This is a genomic window from Amycolatopsis sp. NPDC051106, from assembly GCF_040682775.1.
GTDB lineage: Bacteria > Actinomycetota > Actinomycetes > Mycobacteriales > Pseudonocardiaceae > Amycolatopsis.
Map to the genome: position 1 here is coordinate 1 of NZ_JBFBBQ010000187.1, position 6,215 is coordinate 6,215.

The 6,215-nt window shown below is 69.6% G+C and carries 5 protein-coding genes; 1 reads left to right on the forward strand and 4 read right to left on the reverse strand.

Features of this window, described 5'->3' with window-relative positions; genetic code table 11:
- Positions 1-632: 632 nt before the first annotated feature.
- Positions 633-821, reverse strand: coding sequence for a hypothetical protein (locus tag AB0M83_RS48255; protein ID WP_364529488.1), 189 nt, complete (start codon positions 819-821; stop codon positions 633-635).
- A gap of 230 nt (positions 822-1,051) precedes the next feature.
- Positions 1,052-1,921, reverse strand: coding sequence for a hypothetical protein (locus AB0M83_RS48260; protein ID WP_364529491.1), 870 nt, complete (start codon positions 1,919-1,921; stop codon positions 1,052-1,054).
- A 640-nt stretch (positions 1,922-2,561) separates the two neighbouring features.
- On the opposite strand from AB0M83_RS48260, the gene AB0M83_RS48265 reads away from it, so the two are divergent.
- On the forward strand, positions 2,562-3,815 hold the full coding sequence (locus AB0M83_RS48265; protein WP_364529493.1) for a hypothetical protein: 1,254 nt from the start codon (positions 2,562-2,564) through the stop codon (positions 3,813-3,815).
- Positions 3,816-4,183: 368 nt separating this feature from the next.
- On the opposite strand, the gene AB0M83_RS48270 is transcribed toward AB0M83_RS48265, so the two are convergent.
- Complete coding sequence (locus tag AB0M83_RS48270) at positions 4,184-4,912, reverse strand: calcium-binding protein (RefSeq protein ID WP_364529495.1); 729 nt, start codon at positions 4,910-4,912, stop codon at positions 4,184-4,186.
- Between the two features lie 424 nt (positions 4,913-5,336).
- Entirely contained in the window at positions 5,337-5,615 is a 279-nt protein-coding gene (locus tag AB0M83_RS48275) for a hypothetical protein (RefSeq protein ID WP_364529498.1), read from the reverse strand.
- Positions 5,616-6,215 lie beyond the last annotated feature (600 nt).

A 6,215-nucleotide genomic window follows, 5' to 3' on the forward strand; every position in this document is an offset into this window, starting at 1 on the left:
CGCGGCCGTGGCCACGGCCGCGAGCGCGCCGTGCTGAGCTCGGCGCTGCCGTCGCCGCTGTCCGGCGTCGATGCCGCCGACGGGAGCCCGCGGGGCACAGCGTCGGTCATGGTCTGCGCCGGCCCTGCCGGACACTGTGATCACCCCCTGCCGTCCCCCGACAGGAAACACCGGGCCAACGGGCGGACCGGTTCCGGCCTCGGCCAGACAGCGGGCAGCTGACCATGGACGCGGCCTTCACGGCGTTGCGCGGTTACGCCGGGCGCACCAACCGCCGGCTCAGCGACGTGGCCCGTGCCTTGGCCGACCGTGATCTCCTTCCCGCGGTCGTGCCGGGCCGTTGTGGATGGCGGATTCAGGAGCCTTTGATGCGGTTCCGATGCCGGTCGACGGGTTTCGAACACCCGACTGTCCATTGCGGACATATGACGGAGTATCGATCGCCATAACCGACCGTTGTCAGGTGGTCAGGGTCCACCACACGGCGTCGCCGAACGTACGGATGTTCCCACCGGCGGAGCGCCGTTCCACGTCCAGCATGCCGACCGCCCCTACGAACATGACGATGAAGCGAACCAGGCGCGCGAGTCGAGCTGTCCGCAGTGCCCGCAACACCGGTACGACGATGACGATCAGGTCCGGAATGGTGCGTCCAGGAACCGTCCGGGCCGGGGGACGAGGGCGAGCCGGATCAGGTACTCGGCTGCGAAGGCCACCCAGACGACGGTGTCGGTCAGGGCGAACGCGGTCCGCCACCCGGCCGGCAATGTCTCGTCGAGGACCGGTACGACCAGCACGGCGAGGAACACGAGGGACAGCACGACCCCCGCCGGCCGTGGAGGTGGCGGGGGTCGTGGTGGTCGAGCCGCGGTGTTACAGCGGCAGGAGGGGGAGCAGGACTGCGCCGGCGGCGCTGGTGATGGCGACTACGGCGCCGTTGACGATGCCGACGACGGAGTCGAGCAGGCCGCCGATGATGACGATTCCCATGATGGGTTCTCCTTTGTGCTGGGTTGGATCTGTTTGCGGGCCGTGGGGTTCGGTGCGGTGGTCACCCGGTGCAGTTGGGGACGGCCGGGACGCTGCCGACGCAGTTGTTCGGGGTGTTGGCGGTGATGGGGGCGTTGTTGGTGGTCATGGTGCCGCCTTGGCGGTAGACGCCGCCGGAGTTGCCCAGGAGCAGCAGGGCGTGGTTGTCCGTGACGGCGGCTTGGGTGAGGGTGGTGGCGGTGGAGTTGATCGTGGCGATTCCGCCGCCGCGGCCGGCGTTGTTGCCGGTGATGAACAGCGGACTGCCGGAGACGCCCGTGACGGAGAGGGTGCCGCGGAGGCCGTTGTAGATCGCACCGCCATCGCCGAGGAGGGTGGTGTTGCCCGACAGCGGGCTGTTGGTGAACGTCGCGGCGGGTGCGGTGCCGGACGGGGTGTCGCTGTTGGCGAGGCCGCCGCCGTTGTCGGTGGCGGTGTTACCGGTCAGGCTGCTTCCGGTGAGGGTGACCGCGCCGCGGTTGAGGATGCCGCCGCCGTCGCCGACGACGTTGCCGCGGGTGAAGGCGACGCCGGTGACGAGGGTGAGGTTGCCGGTCGGGCCGACTTCGGCGATCCGGAACATTCCCAGGCCGAGCAGTGAGGCGTTGGTGACGGTGGCGGGGCCGATCATCTCGATCGGGGTGGTGATGACGGGGAGCGCGTTCGCGGCGCCGCCGTGGGCGGTGGTGATGCCGTAGGTGCAGCCTCCGGCCAGGACGAGGGTGTCGGAGGTGGGGGTGGAGTTGGCCAGGTTCACCGCCGCGACGAGAGCGTTTTCGCTGCAGGCCACCGGAATGGTGATGGCCAGCGCGGCCGGGGCCAGTGCGACCAGGCTTCCGGTCGCGACGGTGGCTCCGAACAGTGCTCGGGCAATGGTGCGGACGTGTCGCATGACGATTTCTTTCCTGGAGCACAATAGTGGCGGGTCGCGGCGCGGTGCGGCAGCAGGAGAATTCCGCGGAGGACGCCCCGATTCGCCGAAGGGGACGCGTGAGTCGGCCCACGAAAAGACCCCGGCTCGTGATCTGCGTCGCCGTCGTGGCGGGCAGGTCGGCTACCGAGGTCCGGGGTAACGGGAGAGAGCTTATCCCCGGCCGCCGGATGATAGATACCCCAGGCCCTCGGATGGCGGTACGCAAAGTGGTTCATCTGCCATAACTGCACCGATTTGCTGGCTTACGGTCTCGTGCTGCCGCGTGATTAATCGGATTCAGTGGAATTCGATGGTTTTCTCCGGATCCGGCTCTCGCGCCGGGGATATCCTCGCAGAGGAGTGAACTATCGTCTTTTCGTTGCCAGGTGTCCGCGGCGGGGCGAGTGTGGACTTGGGAGTGCCGACGGACCCTGCCCCGGAAATTCGGTGCGAAATGCCATCGGCAAAGTGGTTGTCAGCTGCACTCCCGGTTCCGTGGCTTCAGCCCGGATCCACTCGACACCATGAAGGTTTTCCCATGAGATCAGGCGCACGCACCACTACGGCTCGTCGAACTCGTACCGGCCTCATCGGACTGGGTACCGCCGCGGGGTTCGCCTTGATCGTCCCTGGCGCGGCCTACGCCGACCCGGTCGGTTGCACCCGTGTCTTCAACGGCTCCGGTGACACCGTCACCTGCACCGCCGGCATTCCCGCCGGGCAGATCCTCACCGGTACCGCCGGCAACGACGTCGTCGCCGTAACCGGTGCGGCCATGAGCGGCACCATCAACGCCTTGGCCGGCAACGACACGATCACCATGACCGGCACAGCGGGCACCACGGGCGCTCCCGGCGGCGCCGGCGGGACCGGCACGAGTACCAGCCCGGCCGGATTCGCCGGCGGCGCCGGTGCCGCCGGTGGCGTGGGTGGCCTCGCGCTGGCCGGCACCGGGACGGTCAACGGCGGGGACGGCGCCGACAGCGTCACCGCCACCGGTGGCGCCGGTGGGACCGGCGGCCTCGGCGGGACCGGCGGAGCCGGAGTCCTCGGCGGCGCCGGCGGTGCCGGTGGAGTCGGCGGCGCGGGCGGAGCGGGTGGCCAGGCCGGCGTCGGCATCGTCCACGGCGGCCTCGGCGACGACACGGTGAGGGTCACCGGTGGCAGGGGCGGCGCCAGTGGCGCCGGCGCGCTCGGCGGCCCGAGCGGACCCAGCGCGGGTACCGGTGGCGTCGGCGGCGTCGGGGGCGCAGGCGGAGTGGGCGGTATCGGTCTCGGCAGTTCGGGGATCGTCAGCGGTGACGACGGCCTCGACGGCATCACCCTGGCCGGTGGCGCCGGGGCCAGCGGAAGCGCGGGCGGAAACGCCGGCGCGGGTCACGGCGGTGGCGCGGGCGGTTTCGGCGGCGTCGGCGGAGCGGGCGGGATCGGCAGTTCCGGTTCCGTCACCGGCGATGCGGGCAACGACATCTTGACGGTCACCGGCGGGGCCGGTGGCCTCGGCGGGACCGCGGGGAAGGGCGGCAACGGCGTCGGCGGTGGCCAGATCGGTGGCGCCGGTGGCGGTGGCGGCGCCGGTGGTGCCGGCGGTGTCGGCAACAGCGGGACCGTCAACGGCGGCCTCGACAACGACAGTCTCACCGTGACCGGTGGCAACGGCGCCAACGGTGGCGCCGGTGGCAGCGGCGGCAACGGCTGCAACCCGGCCGCAGGCGGCGCTGGCGGTGCCGGCGGGACTCTCGGTGCGGGTGGCGTCGGCAGCTCCGGCACCGTGGCCGGTGGCGGCGGCACCGACGTCCTCATGACGGCGAACGGCATCCCCGGGCTCAACGGCGCAGGCGGCATCGCCGGCATCACGGTCGTGTGCATCTGACACAACCCTCGCTGAACCCAGCCCGGCAGGGCGGCTCCGGCCGTCCTACCGGGCTCGATCCGAGAGGACGACCGTGCCCGGGCCTCTCGGGCGAAGGTGTCGGTCGGCGACGCCGTCGATCTCATGACCAACGTTCCACCCGTGGAATCGAGCCCGAGGCCTCAGCGTTCGCGCCCACCCGAGGACAGAACCGACTTCGCGGTATCGGCGGACAACGCCGGTCAACGTATGGGCAAGGACGCGGAATTCGGAAGCGAACCTCGCCTTCGACGCGGGAACGACCGCGCTCTCACTCGAGGCGCGGCCGGTCCCGTCGGTCTTGCTCGTCCCGATGCGGGCAACTGGGTCAACGGGTGGAAATGGATGGGTTACGGCGTGGTCGGGAGGAGGCAGGCGTAGCTCAGCGGGAGCAGGTTCACGAACGTTCCGCCGGCCCCGGTGCAGATCCGGCCGGCCTCGGTGACGCGGCGGTTGGCGGGGTTGAGGGGGTTGAACACGCAGACGTATCCGACGGGGTTGACGGTGAGGGACAACACTCCGCCGGTCGTGGTGCACAGCAGGGTGGCGTTCGCCGTGCCCGAGCCCGGGCCCGTGGTCGGCGGGGTGCTGGTGTTTTCGCAGCTGGCGTGGATGTCGGGGTCGGGTGCGGGGCCCTGGCAGGTGTCGGTGCCGAGGCCGCCGTCGAGACTGTCCTGGCTGCCGTCGTTGGATGCGCCGATGAGGGTGTCGTTGCCAGCGCTGCCGGAGATCGTGTCGATGCCCAGTCCGCCGGTGAGGGTGTCGTTTCCGGTGCCGCCGGTCAGGGTGTCGTTCCCGTTTCCGCCGTTGATCGTGTCGTCGAAGTCCGAGCCGGTGATCGTGTCGTTTCCGGCGTTGCCGTTGATGGTCTTGCCGGGGTTCGTGCCGCCGCAGTCGATCGTGTCGTTGCCGGGGCTTCCGGTGACGGTCGTGTCGGTCTGGGTCACCCCGGCGCTCACGACGCAGTTGACGGCGGCATCTGCGGTCGGCGGGGCGATCACCCACATGACCGGGGTCGCAAGAACTCCGGCCAGCGCGGCGACGAGTCCCCGGTGGGATCGAGTCTGTCGAATTCTCATGGCTTCATTCCTCGGTTCGTGATCCGCATCCGCGATCAATCGCGGACCTGTCACATCACCGGGGTCCGGGGCAACAGCACAGGAACCTACCCCTGTGTCCGCCCGAATGAATATCGCTGTCCCTCGAACGGACGCACACGGCGGTGGTGCACGGCCGGCGCCCACAGCTCTTGGTCTGACGCCTTCACCAACGCAATTCATGTGCAGTTCGTTTTCCATGCGTGTTCGAGTACATTTATGACGGTTCGACGTCGCGTGTCGATGTTGGTAACAGAGAACACCGCACGGTCGACGTGTGGGGTAAGCCGAAACCGGCTCAAGCGCTTGGCTGCGGCTGAGAAGGTGAGCGCATCGACCAGCTCCGAGAAAACCGGGATGAGCCCGCAGTGCTCGATCCCCACGGTGGCGGCCGTGACGCCGGAAATCAAGCCCTGAAGGGCATGCGCATATGCATCTTCCGTCGAGCTGGTGTCATTTCCTTGATGGCCATTGCGTTTTCCGCCACGGGTGTGGCGGTGGCCACGGGATTCGACGTGGTCGTGGTGACCGCGACCGTCGACGGCAAAGCCGGCAACTGGGGACCCGGCCGATCCGCCACGCCGCAACCGACGCCGGCGATCGCGGCAACGACGCCGTCTGCCACATCATCGGCTGAGCCGGTCATACCGGCCACGACAGCCACGCCGGCGAGCAGCACACCCACCGAGGTGGCATCCAGTCCCGGCGAACCGGCGCCAACGACCACTGTCGGCGCACTGGCGGGAGCCGGTGGGTTCGTGGCACTGCCGCCGGGGATCGCGGTGCTCTACGAGGAGCTGATGGACAGCCATCGGTATCCGTTCGTGATGTGCACGCCGGAGGGCATCCGTGGCGGCGCTCGAGCTTCTGGATCCGCTTCTGGCGGCCGGCCTGGGACGGGGTCGAGCTCGACGACGCCGTGGCGGGGGAGCGGCGTCCGCCGATCCTGCCAACGTTCACTTTCCACGAGGGCCGCCACACCCACAGCACGAGGCTGACCGAGGACGGGATCCCGGAGGTCGCGCGGCGGGCCCGGCTGCGACAGAAGATGAAGAGCATCGCGCGGGTCCACAACCACGTGTCTCCGGCGGTGGTGAACCAGATCCGCGGAGAACCGCCGCGCCGTTGGCGAGGGTGTGCCTCGGCAGGTGACCAGACTGGGGGTCCGGGGGCGTGGGGGCTCGTTGTGTGGGTGGGGGGGGCGGGCCCCCAACGGCCCAAACGAGGGGCCCGCTTAGGGGGTTGCCCAAAAACGGAGATCGGGGGGGTGGGGAAGAGTGTAAAA

Coding starts and splice junctions, on each gene's coding strand:
- AB0M83_RS48260 (WP_364529491.1), bottom strand. CDS start 1,921: ATGCGACACGTCCGCACCATTGCCCGAGCACTGTTCGGAGCCACCGTC.
- AB0M83_RS48270 (WP_364529495.1), bottom strand. CDS start 4,912: ATGAGAATTCGACAGACTCGATCCCACCGGGGACTCGTCGCCGCGCTG.